A 17,906-nucleotide genomic window follows, 5' to 3' on the forward strand; every position below is an offset into this window, starting at 1 on the left:
CGTTCGCATACCGATACCGATTGAATTGCCCAACCGGCTGGTCATACGCCGTGACCGGATCCATTGACAGGAACACACCCAACTGCGGATCCATGTACCGCTGCTGCATGTAGCTCAGCCCGGTGGCCGCATCGCTCACATGCCCGGTTTACCCCGGCCCGTCCGTGACCTGATCACCCACCAGAGCCCCATCGGGCTCGTAGTCGTAGCGCTTGATCACATTGCCGTTGGCATCGCTCTCAGCCACGACCGAGCCCAGGGCGTCAGTGTGGATGTACGTCACCGTGGTCTGGGCGATTGCGGTTGGCGACAAGCCAAAGCCGATCAGCAGCACGCAGCACAGCCAGGCGCCTGATGCCCCCAGCTTCCGAATTCGATCTTCAAATCCCCTCAAGCGGGTAAATACACCGCCTGCAACTCCCCCGAACCTGCGCATCCTTCCAATCCCTGAAAGTGCCTCGAAGCAAGGCTGTGTATTCATAGCACAGGAATGAACGGCTGCGGTTGCCAGGTCAGGAACTGTGCGTGGAGCTAAGCGCTTGGGAAGCCGGCTGGGTGAGAAGGCCGCGAGACTCAGAAATTGTGAGCTGCCAGCCATGGGCTGGCACTACAGGGTTCTTGCGAAGCCCCAACGCGACGGAGACGGGACATGAAAAACGATTTCCCTAAGAATGAATCATCACTTTCCTGCTTGATTTATAGATCCGCATGACGGTGAAAGACCTATCCCGCCGGCACACGCTCAGTGAAGCCCCGGTTCCCCGTAGCACGGGAGGGTTCGGCTGCGGAGCGTGCTGGCAGCCAAGCGGCTCCAGGAGTCGGAGGCGGACAATGCGCGACTGAAAGGCTGCCGTCCGAACGATTGCTGGCAAACGACGCCATCAAGGACGCCCTGTGGAACGCAGCCGGACCCGAATCACCGCCGGAAAACACGCCATTGAGAACCACAGCTCAGTGCGGACTACGACACTTTTTCGGAAGTTTCTCAACGACATGAGCGACACACACATCAAAGCGTGAAGTACACCGCTCGCTTACGATCTGCGACGAGGGCGAGCGGACCCTGAAATCGACCCAAAGAGAGCCATCAATATCGCCATCTTTATGCAGAGGATCTGGTCGTGCGTCAACAATGGTGACCTGCCAAGCCTCACCAGATTTGAATGCGGATTCCGGCGCAAGATTGACTGCATCCATGAGGCTCACGAAGTACCGCTGCGCCAGACCGACGCTGGGCGACTCATTTGTGACCAGAGCCTCGCAGCGTTCGCTTCGACAAGCAGCCAGAGTCACCGCTATTCCAATGACACTCACAGCAATCCAGAATTTCCTCGAGGTTGAATTGCGCATCATTTCCCCTTCAGATTCTTCTCAAGGCGCATCGAATCGAGCCTTCCGTCAACCCTGAAAACACCTTGAAATGATCCCAATTGGACCCTCGAAGTCGAGTCATTCCCCCTGATCGCATCCTCGTCCATCGCGCGCAGACTGGTACCTCGCCGATCTGCCATGATGTGCTGCTGTGAGTACCCCGGAAGATAACTACCCGTCCTGCCCTCTCGACTCCCGTTGCTCGCGTACCCGTCTCGCGCTCCGGCAAAATGAATAATGTCATGCGCGGCAGCACCGATACCATTGTCGGCAGACATATCAATGTACCCCCTGCGTCCACCCCGGGAATCAACCCCCTCGCCGGCAAGGGGGAAGTCCTTGTAGTTTTTCCCCGCGCCCAACTCCATGACGTTCGTCCCTGCGCCACTGGGCGAAGACAACACTTGAAGCCTTATCTTCATCCCTGAGAACTCGGAGGATATGGAGTCCACTCTCGCCTTGATCTGCTGGATGTTCTCCTTGGTTGCTTCCGCCCCCTTGAAGTAGACAGGAATGACAACAACATTCACATCCGTAAAATATATGGCGTCGGCACCATCAGGGTCCGCATATCCGTAAGGATTGCCATTCCCGTAGCGATAGCGATTGAACTGTCCTACAGGCTGCTCATACGCAGTCACCGGATCCACCGACAGGAACACACCCAACTGTGGATCCATGTACCGCTGCTGCATGTAGCTCAGCCCGGTGGCCGCATCGCTCACATGCCCGGTATACCCCGGCCCATCCGTGACCTGACCACCCACCACGGCCCCGTAAGGCTCGTAGTCATAGCGCTTGATCACGTTGCCACTGGCATCGCTCTCAGCCACAACCGAGCCCAAGGCATCCGTGTGGATGTACGTGACCGTCGTCTGGGCGATTGCGGCGGGCGACACACCCAAGCCAATCAGCAGCACGCAGCACAGCCAGACGCCTGATGCCCCCAACTTCCGAATTCGATCTTCAAATCCCCTGAAGCGGGTCGACACACCGCCTGCAGTTCCCCCGAACCTGCGCATCCTTCCAATCCCTGAAAGTGCCTCGAAGCAAGGCTGGGTATTGATAGCACAGGAATGAACGGCTGCGGTTGCCAAGTCAGGAACGGTGCGGGGGAGCTAAGCGCCTGGGAAGCCAGGCTGGCCGCGAGGTCTGTAATTCCTGAGCTGCCAGCCATGGGCTGGCGCTACCGGACCAGCACCTGCCCATTCCGCCGGTCATGGGCCGGCAACACCCCATCACAAACAAAAAGCCCCGACCTAGGCCGGGGCTTTTCATCAAACATGGTGCCGGAAACAGGAGTCGAACCTGCGACCTACGCATTACGAACCCAGCCTATTGACCCCGACTAGCGATCCAAGCGAGTCGCAGCTCAGCGGATCAGACCGACTCCGACCGAGCGGACCGGCATGGACCATTGCCACCGGTACGCTCTCGAGCGCTCGCCTGGCAAGCACCCAATGGGGTGTTCCGGAGACTGACCTGAACTGGCCCGACTGACGATAAGCGCCAACTAAGCCATGGGCCGAGGGTAGCTCCACTCCGCCAGTCCCAGATGCGGACGAGGATGAGGACACTTCTTATCTATAGGGTCACTCCAACGCTGAAGACCATACCGAGGAGCGTCGCACTAGATAAGCGACACTCATACGGACAAAACGTCAGCTAAAACAATAATTTATTCGCCTCCAAATGTGCGGTAAGTGGCACCTAAGCCAAACAGGCTGACCCTTAGCAAGTGTATCTGCCGGTGCGCTATCCTGAGCCCACGAGGGCGCTAGTGGGAGATCGTCGATTCCCGTGCTCACCGCCCAACACTCGGAATGAATCGCTGGAACGAAAAATAGCCAATACCACTCAGTCAAGGAGAGTTAAGTGGACCCGCTAATGGCAGCCACGAGCTTCGCAACCATCGTTGGGCTTCTCAGCAACTACAAGAGCGAAAGCTCAGGAACGCAGCTTTCCGAGTTTATTCAATGGCTGCGAGATAAGCGGCACGAGGATGTCGCGATTGACATCGAGCGCAACCAGATGCTCGCAATCCATCTCAAATCAATACTTTCGCTAAATCATCAAGAGCTGCTCCTGCGGCTTGATTCGCTGGACGAAGTTTTAGCATCCGTTGCTTCCCACATACAGACCTTTTCTGATCTAGCCGAATCCATAAGGCCCAGCGGCACTCTTTCCGCCCAAGCAATGTCAATTGTCAAGCAGTTCGCCGATTCCGGGGCGAATGAACTCTGGGAACACAAATCCATCAACTCGACGCGATATCATTTTATCAGCGGCGCAGGGCAGCTCGACGTTCAGGAACCAAGATTCATTGAGGATGACTTGAATACCTTGGTAGAGCTTGGATTATTCAGACTCGATTACGGCAGCAAGGGCACCCGTAAGTTTATTATCACGCGCCAAGCAGTCCAACTTGCCAACTCAGCTGGTTAGCGCGCTCGATACTAAAAGTCTATCCGCTCAAGCTACTCGACACCCCAACTCCCCTGTTACGTATAAACAGAAGCCGCAAGGACGATTTGCTGATGAGATTCAAGCAGCCATCCGGAATCGATGCCAACGCCGTAGGCGTAATATTTTTCGCACAATGTCTCGACGAACTACTGTACGAGTACACTCCGGCAACATATAAACCCAGAGTGATGAGCCCCGGCAGCCTAGGCGCAGAGGCACTTTCAATAATTGAGCATATAGAAGCTGGATCTATGGATAGGAACCGGCTCACGCCTGTACTTGAGGAGCTGGCGTCGATAATCAAGTCAGACAATGTAGCAAAGCGACTACTACCCTTTGAGTCGGAGTTCTACTTATCGCTCAGCGCGGAAGATAAGCTAGTTGACATCCGGTTGAGGCTATCACTACTAATCAACGTACTCAAAGGGCCGAAATACACTGCCGAGCTACAACATCAAATAATCAAGCTTTGTGCATCTGACAGGCAGAAGATGCATATCCGCACCTCTGCGAAGAGCTGGGTATCTGCCATGCTCTCACTGGGATACAGCAAGCAACACATTGCCACCCAGACCTCAGTGTTCTACGACGGAACTGCAGGACTGTCAGATCCAGCGCACCTCGCCACCTTCTTTCGCTCCTTTGACATGCGATCGCACAAGTATGACGTGCTCTTCGTAGCACCCAAGATAATCAAGGAGACCGAGTCCTCCGCTCAATACTTCAGAATTTACTTGCCGGATAATGAGGACGAAAGAGTCACAATTGCTCATCGTGAGGATTTTCGTGCCAATGACGACGAACTCCTTGTCGCGGTTTGCGACGTAACAGCGAAGGATGCATATACCGCGAAGAACGATGCTGAGAAGCGGCTAGAACGCCTATCCGACATGTTCGCGCTCTTTCATCACAAGCGCAAAATTCACTGGCAGTCCAATGCGCTATCTATTGATGGCAATGCACTGGCCGTCAGGGTCAGTGCAGCTACATCCGGCGCAAAACGATCTCGAGACAGCCTGCCAACAAGGGCCTCACAGAAGCTGGCCGAGGCGATGAATGGACTTAGCTTTGCTGATCGACAGTCATTTGATCGCTTCATTAGCGTGGTAAGGCTGCATGGGTCAGCCCAGGAAGCAACCAGCTCAGAGGCTCAACTCATCAATCTATGGACTGGAATGGAAGTCCTGGTACCAAGAGCTTCAGGCTCAAAGCTTCGAGAGGTGCTGAGGCTCATCATGCCGTTCCTCAATCATGGGTATTTTAACCGCCTACTGTTTGCTTTAGCGGGCGACCTTTATCGCTGGAATCGCAAAGGCACCTCCAAGCTTCTCAAGCGAGTGCAGCAGCCAGACTGGAAACCTCACCAGAAGCTAGCACTTGTACTGCTTGGCGGAGATTACGAGGAAATTCGCAGCGACCTATACAGAATGACAGAAGGTTATGCCCTCCTCATGAATCGCTGTTTTGAGATGTCAAAACTAATCTCCAAGAAAGACCATCTCAATGAACGAATCATTGAACACGAGAGACGCATCACCTGGCAGATCGAGAGGATTTATCGCGCACGCAACTCAATCATTCACGACGGAAAATCACCAAGCCAGACGGATGCACTAGTCGAGAACGCGCATGAATATCTCGACGGCTTCATTGATAGGTTTATAGACTTGTGCGCTCGACACAAGTACGCCAAGACTCTAGACGAAGCGATTGAGTTCCAGTCCAGATATCACCTAGCTTGGAGGAAAAAGCTTCGCGCACACGGTGAAGTCACCCCCTCCGATCTCCTCGAAGTCTGTGGACTCGACGCGCCTTAACGGCGAGGACTTTAGCGTACCAGCGATGGTCTGGAGGCACGCGAACGCTGAGGGATCAGCGAACTTGATCCCGCGCTTCCGGTGAAAGCTGCCAGCTTGAAGCTCATTCAGACCGCCAGTGAACGGATGCCTCCCCTCACTGGCGGCAAATTTGCGGCGAGGCGTCTGAAGAAAATTCGGAGAAGCCTGCTTGCCATAGCCGCCACGCAGCACGCCAGTGCGTAAATCCTTGCGAGCAATTGACGCTTCATGTCTAAGCCAACCCAATTACCAGCGGTGCTACTGCTGGGACTTAATTCCTTAGCATCATCCACGTCCAACGATCCATGTAGCTGTCCCGGTGATTGCTTTATGCATCCTTGAGCATATCGGTCGCAGGGGATGAGACTTGAACGGCGAACTTTCTTTGCCGCCCGTACAAGGCCGAACACCACCGTACGCTTCATATATGGCCACCATGTCTTGCGACTGCAGGCACCGGCTCATACACCGCCGCCCGCGTCCTGCGTGCTGAACTCAGGCAGCATGCGCTTTAGTAGCGCTTAGCATGGAGTAGACGGCAGCATTCCTTCCGTTCGCGAAAGTGACGGTCAGCCCTGCCCGCACTGGCACCTGGTCGGAAGGGACAGACTTGCGCTATCAATGCTTAAACCACAACTGCATCACCCAGATCTCCGGCTAATGATCACGTCACATAGGCTCGGTATGACGCGGATCGGCAGCAGCGCTTCATACATGGCAGAGGCCGCAAGGGCATGCAGAGCTCCCGAGACAGGGTCCTAACGGACGCGAAACCGGTGTGCCTCCAGAAGGCCGGAGGATCGGCTACGAGGGATCCAGCCGAGGGAGAACTCGTAAGGAGATGCAAATTGAACACCAACTCGTACCCTCCCGGGGGGGCGTCGGGGCGGCAGCGCCTGCCGGAAGCCGACCTCTAGAGCGCTAGGATCTCCGGGCTGTGAGGCCTCGATGTCACGCTTCCCTATATATGTTAGAGCTTATAAATAAGAGCTAATAAATATTAGGGAAGCGTGACATCTCGGCCAGTGCTGGGAGCCTCGCCTATTCTTGGCTCTTGCGTTTCTTCCCATCCCGGCGCTGTTTGTCCCTCTCGCGCCTCTGGATCACCTTGGGATCCGCTGCCTCCTTAAGCACCCGGTGAAGCTCCTGATCCGTCATAGCGGCCCCACTGCGCTCTCGCTCTCGCTGTCGACGCTTGCGGTCTCGGGCCGCAATACGCTTACGCTCCTTCGGAACGTCCAGCACCCCGAACCGCTCCTGGACGCCTTCCTCGACTTTAGTTCGCAATTCGGTGCAACGCTGGGCTACCGGACATTGGCTGCAGATTGCGTGCCCTTCGGTGCGCATACCAAAGCAGGCTGGATCGGAGGGCCCGGGGGCATCAAGCACCACCGGAGTGCGCGACGTGTAACCCCCTCGGTGGGACTTAGCCTCATCGACGAGCTCCTGCCCAAACCGGCGCGTAGCCTCTGCTTCCGAAATCAGCTGCTCGACGCACATGAAGCGGCTAAGCAACACCGGCTTGCGAGCACGTCCGGCCTTAGCAATCTGCTCCTCGATCCACGCCAGGGCGTCCAGCTGCTGTTGGTCGCCCACAAAGTTAGCCGCATAGAATCGCGGGTCGAAGTCCTTTGCAAAGGGATCGAAAGTACCTTCGGCCCGCTTCTGCTCCAAGCGCTCGATCAGCATAGGCAGCTTGGAGTCACTGCAGAGCTGGTTCGGCCGGGGCAGCTGTCGCGTCCCATTAGCGTCCGCCTCCAGCATCAGCTCAATGACGAAGCGCTCGTAAGGAACTCCCATTGCATCCGCGCGCTGTCGCGCTCGCCAGATACTAGCGAAGTCGCCTACCTCAAGGCCACTAATAAGGCTCGGGAACCCCTGCGGCTCGCGTCCCTTACGTCGCAAGAAGCGATGGACGTAGTGTTTGCGATACGCTTCATAGAAGCTCTGCGTGCGCTCGTACGCACTCATGTATCGGTACGTCAGATGTGCAGATCGCGCAAAGTCCGGTTCTTCATTGAAGTCGCTCGGCGCAATCCACTCCCGTGCTTGGACCATCTGCTCTGTCGCCAGCGCTTCAGACCCAGCCCTCTTTGCCGCTGCCAATTTCTGGGCACGACGATATGCTGCCATTGTCATTGTTGGACCTCATTTCTGATAACCCGGCCAGGACCGACTAGATGGTTGGCGTGACGCGCGCTGCGTCACGTTCCGGTAAGCGCTGGGTGCGAAGGACCCTTCCACACCTAGCGCAGGAACTACGTGCCGTGTGGAGTGCGGGATTCCTTAACGGCTGACGAGATCGAGCTCCATGACGTGCAACTGCACATCAGCAGAAACAAGCATCGCAGGCGTGATGCGCTTCTTGCCACAGTGGCGCAGGTAGGTCACGGCACGCTGAACGTAGTCGCGGTAATTGATACCGGTCATGTCGACCATCTGGCGAGCCTTCCAAATCGCACGGAACATCGAGGCATCGCATACGCGCAGGTCGAAGCGACGGTCAGTAGTCCCGATGTAGCGCTGCAGCATGTTCGCAAACTCAGTAGTGACATCGAATGCAGTCATCTCGCCGTAGATGGAGGCGCGATGGATTTCGCACGCCTTATCCGCGACCAGCTGCTCACCACCCATGATCGTTTCAGAAATTGAGCTCTGCGCGGCGTGCAGCGCGTCCCTGCCCTCGCGCTGCGCGGCGAAGAGGCGGGTGGAACGATCAATATTGTTGTGCTTGTGCATAGTAGCTCTCCTAGTTGATAGCGGCTGCGAAATTGCCGTCGCTGGAAACAAGGTTGCCAAGCGAGTAAGTGGCGGACCCATTGAATTCAACTAGTCCACCATCTTAGGATGTGGCATGACCCAACTGCCGCACGCCGAATTCAAGGCGCTAATGATCTTGATCAATGGGCTCTCGAGCGATCTCGAGGCCCGCTTGAAGACATACAAGTTGTCTACCTCAGCTTTCCTGGCACTAGATGCGATTGCCCGGACAGAAGTAGGAAGTGCGTATCCGATGACCCGTGCCAGTCTTGCTAGGATGATCAACACAACACCCGGATCAATGTCAGTGCTCGTCTGCCGCATGAAGCGCGACGGCCTTGTGACAGAAAAGTCGCTGAATGAACGTTCTAAAGCGCTTGCCACTACGAAGCTAGGTCGCTCGATGTTGGCCGGAGGATCGGTCGCTTGGGAGGACACCTTCGACGGTCTTAGCGAGGCGCTCTCGCCCACGGCGAAGAAGCAGCTGCTACAGACCGTGGCTAAGCTGAACCTAATTCGTACGCATGAACAGGATGAGGGGCGCAGGGTTGCTCACATGCGCACACTGTCGAAGAAGGAAACGAAGATCGCAGTAGGGAAGCATCAGGAGGAATCGAGGGCTGCTGCTTCGCGAGCGCGCGCCCGGTTCGACTGAGCATGCCTGTATGGAGTTGTCCGTACCTCGCTTCCACTTCGTCGGGCAGGCACTGCGTTCTCCGCGTACCGCCTAGGACTTCGCGACTTGGATGCGGATGATCCTGACCCTCTGCTTGATAGGAGCGTCAGCAATGCCAATCAATCGCGTCATAGCGCTCGTCGGACTGAGCAGCTGCATCCCTGCATGCATAGTCGACGGAGCGCCCCACATCGCGCGGCAGGGCGTGCCAGTACGCTTCTGACTACGGATAGCATCCTCAATAGAAGATGGCCCCAGATCGCAGACATTCGCACATACGAAAGGCCCGCTGACATCTCTGCCAACGGGCCCGATCAAGCTAGCGAGCAAGTTATCGAGGGCGAATGCCGAACCCAAGCAAGACAGCCCCAGCGACGGTCAGAGCTTGCCCCACAGCGAGCGCGTGCATGTTCGCGATGTTGCTGTAGCTGCTTGCTGATGGGTTGATAAGGAAGTAGAGCCCGATCCCAAGCCCAGCTAGGCCCAACACCACGCACAACGTCGCAGACCCAAACTCCTGCCCTGCGCTCGCGGTAGCGCGATTCGATTCAACAACTGCCTTGGGCAGGTCCGTGTAGCACTTAGGACACTTCGCGGATGATCTACCCGAGGGGATGGCAGCACGGCAAGCCGGGCATTGATAGAGATTGATTGCTGAATCGCTGGCTTGCATGTTCTCTCCTCCATGATTGGATGTGCGAGGGTTTCCGACATCAGCCACCGGTTGAGCTACCCATCTGAGCGTCCTTAACCAGATCACGCAGTGCAGCGCGTTGCTCATCGTCCAGGCTGTACTCGGTATCGCAGACCCGTACCTCGATCCTCTTGGCACCGGTGAAGGCCCCTACTTCTGCCAGGGTCATCTTCTTGCCGAACGAAAGGATGGCGTACTCGTATCGATTGAAAGCGGGCATGTCACTGGGAAGCGAAACAGCCTTTCCATCCACGAGCATGTCAAAGCTCGTACCGGCACAGCGAACGTCATAGGACATGTTGAAGGTGACGATAGCCGAAACGGTGAAAGAGTCCGACTTCGTTACAGCGCGGTCTCCGTCTACCACGCTCTTCAGGCTCAGAGAAATGCCCCTGCTGGTCTTGGACAGCTCCGATAGCTCCACCTTGGCCTCGTAGGAGGTTCGATCCTTGAAACGGTCGTAAGACCGCTGTTGTTGAGCCACTCCCTCCCCGGGAACAACAGCCGTCAGCACCAACGACATGACGGCAACATGCGTAATCCGGTTCTTCATCTCAACGTCCCCGACTGAGCGCTGACGGGCCCGGCCACCCCTTGCGGCCAGTCATACCTCGCACAACACCATATACTGGTATGGTAATGACTTCTACTGATCAGGTATATGGCTCATGCTCCAACAGGTTCACTCACCGTTACCTCCGCGTGCCATCGCCCACAGTCATCACTGCTACGTTTTCCAAACGGTTGTCCGAAGCTCGAGCACTGCGCGGGCTGTCCCAGCGCGCGCTGGGGGCAATGGTGGATAAGGACCAGGACAAGAACCGTGGTGCCGTGCTGATCAACAGGTACGAGCGCGAACGAAACCAAGCTGACATGACCAAGGCTGCAGAGTTGGCCAAGGCATTGGATGTACCGGTCGCCTACCTGTTCGCTGAGGACGATGACCTAGCTGCGGCGATCTTGGCTTTCGCCAAGCTTACCTCTGGGGAGCGCCAAAGGATGAGGGAAGAGCTCGAGCGTTTGGCTGGGGAGCAGAGGGATTAGCCCTCTCACGCCGCCAGCTTGGCAACTGCCGCCGCCAGAGTGTCCGGGGCCAGGTGGGCGTAGCGAAGAGTCATGGTGATGTCTGCGTGTCCCAAGAGCTCCCGCACGGTGTTCAGGTCCACGCCTGTCCGCACCAAGCGTGATGCGAAATGATGGCGCAGATCATGGAAACGGAACTCTTCAATGCGGGCATCGGCTATGAGTCTTCCCCACCCCTTCTTGATGTCGGTCACGTCGAAGACCTTGCCCGCACGGCGCTCGCCCGCTTGTCTAGCCCAACGCTGCAGGACTTCCATGGCTTCGACGTTTAGCGGGATGTGACGCTGCCTACCGGACTTGGCGTTCTCGGCTCGAATGGTCAGCATCTTGGCTTCCCAGTTGATGTCAGCCCAGCTCATCGACAACAACTCACCACGTCTCATACCGGTATTAATGGCTGTAAGAACCACCGGGGTCAGGTGATCGACGTACCCGTCCATCGGCAAATCAGGCAGAACCGCTTGCCGGTACTTGCGTCGGGCCGCATTTGCATTTGCCCTGCCCTCAACCCCAGCCAGATCGCGCGATGCCAGCGTGGCCCGAAGCATCGCTTCTTCGTCCGGGGACAGGAACCGAACCACCTTCCGGCTAGCTGCCGATCGTTGACGCATGCCCATCAAAGGATTGGTCTCGATCAACTTCCACTCGACCGCACGGGACAAGGCAGACCGCAGGCAAGCAAAGTCGCGCGCTGCGGTAGCCTTGGTGACGGCATCAGGGCCAGTGACACGCCCGCGCCACCATCGCTCCATGGTGGGCACATCAATCTCAATGATCTGACGGCGCAACAGCCACGGGAACACGGATCGGATGCGATCCGGGTACTGGCGACCGCCCTTGAGCTCAGCTATCGCCCAGGGCTCGAAATGCTCGTTGAGCAGTGTTTCGAGCGTGCAGCTAGTGGGCTTGGACTTTGCGAGTGCCGGCAATCCGGACTGAACATATTCAGCAACCGCTTGCCGGGCTTGGTCACGGGCCTGATCAAGTGTCAGATATTCGACCGACCCCAAGGTACGACGCTTACCGTGCGCCCATGTCACGATCCAAGCTTTGTACCCTGACGGCTGCACGCGAAGAATGAGCCCACGAACTTGAGCGTCCCTGAGCTCGTAGGGGCGATCTCGGGGCTCAGCTGTGTGCACAGTGCGCTTGGTGAGGGCGGATGACATCGGGCGGGTTGTCCATAAGTGGCGATAGAGCCAACTTAGGACAGGATGCGAGGCGGTGTTTGGATGAGGATCATCCGCTGTGCGAACGCAACCAACATCCTCTGCCAGTAATACTCCGCAGTAGTGACGAAAGCCCCGACATGTGATGCAATTGGCTTCGCGCCTCAAGCATAAACATGGATTAGGATGATTCAGAACACTAGAAACAACAGCGCTTCGCGAATTCACCGTCGAATGCAGAGGTGGAATGAAATAGATCCGAACAAAGCCGCCCTATCGGGATGGCAGCATGTACTGGAAATCGAACCAAGAAAAGGAGCTCGCGGATACATTCAAGCGTCCGAGCGGATTCTCATTCTTGTCGATGAACTCGACATACTACGTGACAAGCTGCAGCTACTAGGATTTTCCAGCAACGCCTATGGTCCGGCCTTCGCCAAACTTGACAATGCTCTGTCACCCCAGCATCTCCTCAACCCAAGTGGGAATATCCGACAATATTTGAGCGAGGACGTTTTCGCAGTCCTTATATTCTGTAGTGAGGTTCTGCCGGATGAAGAGGACGGCATCGCACTTGAAGAATTTGCTGAAATTGTTAGTATTATCAATGATTTAGAACTACTCCTTGCAGACAACTCATTCCCATCAGAGTTGAAGGCAGTTCTGCGGCGCCATATACGGCTTGCTGAAACGGCACTAGCAGACTATCCATTGAGAGGCGCGTCCGCAATCAAGGAAGCTGTTAAATCTGCTACAGGCGACATATTCTTCAGCGAGTCTGAAGTATCGAAGCTTCAGCCCGATCAACGAAATTCGCTTAGCGCACTTTGGCGGAAGATGAACGCCGTGGCAGATAAAGTGATAAAGGTTGACAACATCATTCAAATCAGTGGACGCGCAGTGACCTTCCTTGAGAATTTCGCAAAAGATTGACTGAACGCCATGAGATTTGAAGATTACTGTAAGGTCATTCTGCAAGGCGCTTCGAAGCCAATTGAGAAAACGAAACCGCCCTTGAGGGATGAATACGAACCATCCGCAGCTGCAGCGTGGAAGGGGAGGCTAGCGAACACCTCTCCCCTTCCCTGACCAATCAACGGGATCCAACGCCCCCAAACAAAAAGCCCCGGCCAAGGCCGGGGCTTTTCATGCAACCGGTGCCGTAAACAGGAGTCGAACCTGCGACCAAGCTGTTATCGCAATGTTTAGAAGAGAAAATTTAGGACACCCTGAGAATTTCGGATACCATCACCACGTATAGAATTCCAATCGATCAAGGTCAAAAGCATGGACGTCTTTCTTAGTGTCGGCGGGACTGCAAATGAACTGCAAGAGTCCTTTGTACAAGCGGTCGAAGCTCGCCTCCGCAGCGAAGGCCTGACGCCCAAAACGGTAGGAAGAAGCCACTTCAGCTCAGACGCCCCACTTAAAGCTGTAAATGACCTTCTTGACAAGTGCGCAGGAACTATCGTAATCGCCCTGGAAAGAATATATATACAGCAGGGTTTAGAGCGCAGGTCCGGCCCCAGTGAAAAGCCGCTTTCTGGCGTAAGCTTAACGACGCCATGGAATCAAATAGAAGCTGCTTTATCGTATAGCCGAGCACGCCCCCTTCTCGTCATCGTGGCCAACGAGATACGTCCCGAAGGTCTTCTAGAAGCGGGCTACGACTGGTACGTACAGCGCCTGGACCCCAAGCCTGAGTCACTAAACACGGTGGAATTCAATGGAATCCTCGCCGACTGGAAAAGAAAACTAAACGAAGCTCAACACAACGCAATAATAACAAAACCCAGACTGGCGACTATGAGCATAGGCGACATCATTTCACAGCTCAAACCTTCTGAGCTCGCAAAGATCATCGGGTCCATTGTTGCGTTCACAACCGCGATATTCGCCCTCGGCGCCTGGGCAGTCACACTAACTTAGGCGACATCAACTCGTTAAAATCGCAACACAATTCTTTGCGCCAGAGCCGCACTCATTGTAAATAATCCGCAAATTCATCCAAAATAGCGACTCACAAGCATTGACATCCAAACAAAGCCTGCCCCCCAACCCAAGAATGAATCGGATAAAGTTTCAGTTTGATTTTTTTAACAGAACTTCAGCCAGTTTTTCACATCCCAGATACATTTATTGACATTAAATGGGGCCACAGAATTTTAAAATCTACCCATACAGTAGAACAAACATAAAATAGACGAACACTCACCAAAGGAGGCTTGAGAACCTTGCCGAACTCTGCATAGCACCATTCTCCACATGTAGATCGGATAGCTGCACCGCCGCCTGAATTCGGGTAATTAGGCTTAGCATCTCACCCCATGCACCCCCAACTACGATATCGTACTGACTGTGTGCAAGCGAATTTCTAAGCGCCTCGACGCTTTTGAAGAACTTTTCCCCTGAATTCTTCGAACTCAACCCGAATAGCTGCCTAAGGGCTTCGGATTGCAAAACAAGATCTCGCTTATCACATAACTGAAGACACTGAATCAGCGGCAGTTCTTGACCAAATCTTCTCCGCCCCTCCTGCACCGCTACCGCAGCTAAGACTCTTCGATCCCTAAGTACGGCTTTCCATTGATCATCTCTATATGTAGAAGCGACCCAAAAGCTGAGGTGCATTTCAAGCAGCGAAATTAGGCCGAAGATGTAGATGCGAACAATGGGCTTGTTGATATCCGCCCAAGTCAGTATCGCGTCCACAACCGAGTCGTTCTCCACAAATACGAATGGACTTCTCTGCAATTGCTGCAGAAGACATACGACATTAGTGGTGTTTGGAATTGCAGCTGCCATTGATAGAGGGCAAAGGTGATCGCGGACCTTACCGTGAGTAAGGGAATCTCGTTCAACGAAACCAATCACCGGTCCCAACTCAAGGTCTTTTACACCAGCGACGGTAAAGTCAAGTCTCTCGAGCTCCACGCGCATTTCATCTGCGGGCGCGCCAGCCGGGCAACATTTCAGTGGCTCGCAGATGTCACTCACCATGGACCTGCACCCAAGAACATCGTTAAAGTCATTCAGCCGCGTGCCGTGACGGCGATAGCCCGTGACCGGTGATGTCCACAACTCGTGTCCCATTTGCTACTTCCTCCACTCCTCTAGCAACTCAGCCGAGTCTAGGCGATCACTACCGCACGTCGCTGGAGACGTTCCCGCACCTGAACTGAAGCACCAAGCTTCACTTCGTCGAGCTATTGGGTTAGGGGCCGATCCTGCTCGGGCGTAAGTACGTTGGAAGCCGGACCTCCGAATGCGACCCACGGCATCTATGCGGAAGAGAGCCATCCGCAACGAGCAGCATTGACGCTTGCAATGATCAGCTCGGCGCGAACCCCTCACCAATCAACGAGTTCCGAACGCACCGAAAACAAAAAGCCCCGACCAAGGCCGGGGCTTTCTGCTGTATCTGGTGCCGGAAACAGGAGTCGAACCTGCGACCTACGCATCCATCATAGCGTAGGGCTATAGGCCAGCAGCATTGGCTCTATCAACTTCAAGCCTCCCTCCAGCCGCCCTTCGTCCAGTGCTTCTTTGGAGAGCAAGGCGATCTCCAATCCCGCTTCATCCAGCGGTCCAAGTGAAAGCAGCGCCAGCAGGTTCAGTAGATCGAGCCGATCAACATAGCCATTCTCAAACAGCCACCGCACCAAGCCCAAGTGTTGCTTGGGCATCTGCCCGGAAAGGACATGATTCCTTGCAATCCACGTTGATGCTCTTGCAAGAGCCCCTAAGTCGTGCAGCGAAAGATAGGAGGCAATGTCGGCATCGATAGCCGAGGGCACACTTATTTCGCCCGACCAGTAGCGGTCCAGCAAGCCAGGAGCCAATTCGCTAGCAGATCCGAGAAGCCCTGTCTCCACAATTCTGGCCAGAAGCTCGCAGCTATCACTGTTCATCCCCAAAGCCCCCCCCTTGGGCAGGATCAGGATGGAAGCTAACGCGCCCGTCATTTGGACTTAGCTCTTGCTTCCCCCCCCGATCGGGCAGGGAGCATCTCCCAACCTAACCAACCACGGGCTCCAATTTATGCAGTTGGATGAGGATCGTCCGCATGCGATTTGATCTAAAGGGAACCTACCGCCGGCATGCGGGGCTTGCCGTCGAGATCCGCTGCATCGGCTGAGATACTGATCATGCCTCCTGACTGCATCTCAACCTTCAAACAAACTCCGCCATCCATTGACGAATCGTCCCAGGAGGCCTCATTGATTGAACTGCTTGCCCCCAGTGCTCTCGCCTATCAGCTGAGAATTCGCGTAGACCTCTGAAAAATATCGACCGGCTCAAAGAGCGTTCGTCCAGCACAATGAGCACCGCCGAGCTTGCAGCCCAGTCGATTCGTATCTCCAGAAGCATCCAATCGTGCATCAGGACCTCACTTTGCCTCGAGGGGAAGATGCGCTCCCGGTGATTCCGGAGCGACATGCTTCCCATTGATATCCAAACGTTGGCCACTAGCATCATTCACATGACAATGGGGCCACAGGCAGCGGCGTCCGTGTAGATGGATGACATCGGGCGAGTTGTCCATAAGTGGCGATAGAGCCAACTTAGGACAGGATGCGAGGGGATGTCTGGATGCCGATCGTCCTCATCTAGGCATCTGCAGGCATCAGAGAAGGCACGACACGCGAGAGAACTTCAACGCAGACATCGTCGGAGAAGACCGCATAATGCGCCATATTGTCCGAAGAATGAACACCACCGCTCGAATTCTCCAACCACGTCAACAACGATGAGCTGGTTGCACGCATCAGGTTATGCCCGGCCACCACTACTCCTGACTCCCAGTATTCTTGGAGACTTCCCTCCTGAGTAATTCGAACGGTCAGCGGCGTTGCGAACATCAGAATCCACGCCTTCCTCCCCGTATTCTCGAACAAATCTACAGTCAGAGACCCGTCAATCGAACATCTGACTTCCCCCACATTCCACGAGTAATCCTTATCAATTCCGTCAGGTCGCCACTCTTCAAAATCTGCAGAACGCTGTCCCATCATGGCTTCTTCCCATATCTAAACTCATCAGTGGTTCGACCATCCTGGCGCTGAATCTCCAGCGTCGGCCGTCCATCCTTGGAGTAATTCCTGTCAATCACTCGACTTCCATCCTCCAATTGCCCCACGCGAGTTCCGTTGGCCTTTGTGTCGACATCCTTGGGACCCAGCGCGTCAAAATCCTTTGCTTTCTGATCTGATTCGGCTCCTCTATCCCATACCCGGGTGCCTCGGGTAGTGACATTTTCAATAGTCGATTCACCTCGTAGTCCGGCTACGCTATCGGGCGACTGCTTTCCCCCTCCCCCCTCCGTGGAGTCGGCCGGATCAGTCCCTTCACTCCGCTGGGTGGAATCAATTGCATTTGAGACTAATCTCCCCCCGTACGCTATCGTCAGAATTGCAGGAAGCGCCAGAGCATCAGCGATGGTGTTCACCTCACCAGAACATCGATTCTCGTTACAAGTGACTGCACGTCCATCAGGATCAGTGAACTTGTACGGATTCCCGTTCGCATACCGATACCGATTGAACTGCTCAACCGGTTTCTGATACGCCGTTACCGGGTCCACCGACAGGAACACACCCAACTGCGGATCCATGTACCGCTGCTGCATGTAGCTCAGCCCGGTGGCCGAGTCGCTCACATGCCCGGTATACCCCGGGCCATCCGTGACCTGGCCGCCTACCACGGCGCCGTACGGCTCGTAGTCATAGCGCTTGATCACGTTGCCATTGGCATCGCTCTCAGCTACGACCGAGCCCAAAGCGTCCGTGTGGATGTAGGTGACCGTCTCCTGGGCGATTGCGGCTGGCGACAAGCCAAAGCCGATCAGC

General features: G+C 55.3%; 18 protein-coding genes. 6 read left to right on the plus strand and 12 right to left on the minus strand.

Translation table 11 applies throughout. The features are described 5' to 3' along the window. The 4 genes from D5301_RS24520 to D5301_RS24335 all read right to left on the minus strand — a co-directional run. Positions 1–139, minus strand: a 139-nt coding sequence (locus D5301_RS24520) for an RHS repeat-associated core domain-containing protein (RefSeq protein WP_324187387.1), incomplete at its 3' end; no start/stop codon positions are given. Between the two features lie 9 nt (positions 140–148). Beyond that, positions 149–334 (minus strand): hypothetical protein, encoded by a 186-nt coding sequence (locus D5301_RS24525; RefSeq protein WP_239496530.1) that lies wholly within the window; start codon positions 332–334, stop codon positions 149–151. A gap of 617 nt (positions 335–951) precedes the next feature. Continuing rightward, complete coding sequence (locus D5301_RS23720) at positions 952–1,353, minus strand: hypothetical protein (RefSeq protein ID WP_153857056.1); 402 nt, start codon at positions 1,351–1,353, stop codon at positions 952–954. Then, a complete protein-coding gene (locus D5301_RS24335; RefSeq protein ID WP_248859675.1) occupies positions 1,350–2,363 on the minus strand; it encodes an RHS repeat-associated core domain-containing protein in 1,014 nt (337 codons plus the stop codon). Before D5301_RS24335 ends, D5301_RS23720 begins: the two co-directional genes overlap by 4 nt. Positions 2,364–3,246: 883 nt before the next feature. Here D5301_RS24335 and D5301_RS23730 point away from each other — a divergent pair. Then, positions 3,247–3,816, plus strand: a complete 570-nt coding sequence (locus tag D5301_RS23730) for a hypothetical protein (RefSeq protein WP_153857057.1) — start codon at positions 3,247–3,249, stop codon at positions 3,814–3,816. A 92-nt stretch (positions 3,817–3,908) separates the two neighbouring features. Then, positions 3,909–5,654: a hypothetical protein gene (locus tag D5301_RS23735; RefSeq protein WP_153857058.1), complete on the plus strand. Its 1,746-nt coding sequence runs from the start codon at positions 3,909–3,911 to the stop codon at positions 5,652–5,654. A 1,062-nt stretch (positions 5,655–6,716) separates the two neighbouring features. On the opposite strand, the gene D5301_RS23740 is transcribed toward D5301_RS23735, so the two are convergent. Beyond that, the gene (locus D5301_RS23740; protein ID WP_153857059.1) at positions 6,717–7,814 is read right to left on the minus strand and encodes a hypothetical protein; all 1,098 of its coding nucleotides are present in this window, start codon (positions 7,812–7,814) and stop codon (positions 6,717–6,719) included. Between the two features lie 147 nt (positions 7,815–7,961). Then, entirely contained in the window at positions 7,962–8,414 is a 453-nt protein-coding gene (locus D5301_RS23745; RefSeq protein WP_153857060.1) for a hypothetical protein, read from the minus strand. 115 nt (positions 8,415–8,529) lie between these two features. Between D5301_RS23745 and D5301_RS23750 the strand changes: the two genes are divergently transcribed. Further along, positions 8,530–9,090: a hypothetical protein gene (locus D5301_RS23750; protein ID WP_153857061.1), complete on the plus strand. Its 561-nt coding sequence runs from the start codon at positions 8,530–8,532 to the stop codon at positions 9,088–9,090. Positions 9,091–9,824: 734 nt separating this feature from the next. On the opposite strand, the gene D5301_RS23755 is transcribed toward D5301_RS23750, so the two are convergent. Continuing rightward, a complete protein-coding gene (locus D5301_RS23755; RefSeq protein WP_153857062.1) occupies positions 9,825–10,358 on the minus strand; it encodes a hypothetical protein in 534 nt (177 codons plus the stop codon). Between the two features lie 86 nt (positions 10,359–10,444). Here D5301_RS23755 and D5301_RS23760 point away from each other — a divergent pair, with 86 nt between their 5' ends. After that, positions 10,445–10,849 carry a helix-turn-helix transcriptional regulator gene (locus D5301_RS23760; protein WP_228756504.1) on the plus strand — a complete coding sequence of 135 codons (405 nt, stop codon included), beginning with the start codon at positions 10,445–10,447 and terminating at the stop codon, positions 10,847–10,849. Between the two features lie 5 nt (positions 10,850–10,854). Here D5301_RS23760 and D5301_RS23765 read toward each other — a convergent pair whose 3' ends face one another. Then, positions 10,855–12,057, minus strand: coding sequence for a site-specific integrase (locus D5301_RS23765; RefSeq protein ID WP_153857063.1), 1,203 nt, complete (start codon positions 12,055–12,057; stop codon positions 10,855–10,857). Positions 12,058–12,243: 186 nt separating this feature from the next. Between D5301_RS23765 and D5301_RS23770 the strand changes: the two genes are divergently transcribed. Both D5301_RS23770 and D5301_RS23775 read left to right on the plus strand, forming a co-directional pair. After that, positions 12,244–12,990, plus strand: coding sequence for a hypothetical protein (locus tag D5301_RS23770; protein ID WP_153857064.1), 747 nt, complete (start codon positions 12,244–12,246; stop codon positions 12,988–12,990). 354 nt (positions 12,991–13,344) lie between these two features. Further along, positions 13,345–13,986, plus strand: coding sequence for a hypothetical protein (locus D5301_RS23775; protein ID WP_153857065.1), 642 nt, complete (start codon positions 13,345–13,347; stop codon positions 13,984–13,986). Positions 13,987–14,268: 282 nt separating this feature from the next. Here D5301_RS23775 and D5301_RS23780 read toward each other — a convergent pair whose 3' ends face one another. The 4 genes from D5301_RS23780 to D5301_RS24340 form a co-directional block, all read right to left on the minus strand. Then, entirely contained in the window at positions 14,269–15,150 is an 882-nt protein-coding gene (locus D5301_RS23780; protein WP_153857066.1) for a hypothetical protein, read from the minus strand. Between the two features lie 371 nt (positions 15,151–15,521). Next, a complete protein-coding gene (locus D5301_RS23785) occupies positions 15,522–16,022 on the minus strand; it encodes a hypothetical protein (protein WP_194936671.1) in 501 nt (166 codons plus the stop codon). A 645-nt stretch (positions 16,023–16,667) separates the two neighbouring features. Beyond that, positions 16,668–17,072 (minus strand): hypothetical protein, encoded by a 405-nt coding sequence (locus tag D5301_RS23790; RefSeq protein WP_153857068.1) that lies wholly within the window; start codon positions 17,070–17,072, stop codon positions 16,668–16,670. Then, positions 17,069–17,905 (minus strand): RHS repeat-associated core domain-containing protein, encoded by an 837-nt coding sequence (locus D5301_RS24340; RefSeq protein WP_228756505.1) that lies wholly within the window; start codon positions 17,903–17,905, stop codon positions 17,069–17,071. The genes D5301_RS23790 and D5301_RS24340 overlap by 4 nt, the downstream gene beginning before the upstream one ends. Between the last annotated feature and the right edge of the window lies 1 nt (position 17,906).

It is taken from the genome of Stenotrophomonas sp. MH181796 (genome assembly GCF_009659995.1).
In the GTDB taxonomy this organism is placed as follows: domain Bacteria; phylum Pseudomonadota; class Gammaproteobacteria; order Xanthomonadales; family Xanthomonadaceae; genus Stenotrophomonas; species Stenotrophomonas riyadhensis.